Origin of the sequence: Pontitalea aquivivens (genome assembly GCF_046507575.1) — a bacterium.
GTDB lineage: Bacteria > Pseudomonadota > Alphaproteobacteria > Rhodobacterales > Rhodobacteraceae > Pontitalea > Pontitalea aquivivens.
Map to the genome: position 1 here is coordinate 1 of NZ_JBKFEY010000146.1, position 274 is coordinate 274.

Annotated in this window: 1 protein-coding gene; it reads left to right on the forward strand. The window is 63.5% G+C overall.

The annotated features are described in order from the left end of the window. Positions 1–274, forward strand: a 274-nt coding sequence (locus tag ACK8OU_RS20580) for an MmgE/PrpD family protein (RefSeq protein WP_410305183.1), incomplete at both ends; no start/stop codon positions are given.

The following is a 274-nucleotide window of genomic DNA, read 5'->3' on the forward strand; positions in this document are numbered from 1 at the left end:
TGACCGCGTGGGGCCATGTGCTGTCGTTGACGGGCGGTTCGATGCAGTTCTCCGACGAACCGGCCGGGACTATGGTGAAGCGCTGCCATGCGGGCTATGCCGCAATGAACGGCGTGCTTGGCGCGGAATTCGCAGCGGCGGGAATCAGCGCGCCGCAGCGCGCGCTCGACGGCAAGTATGGCTATATCCGCCTTTACGGGCGCCATTCTCGTCCCGAACGGCTGGAGCGTAACCCCGAAAGTCCCTTGGAGATACATCGCATCAGTCTGAAGCC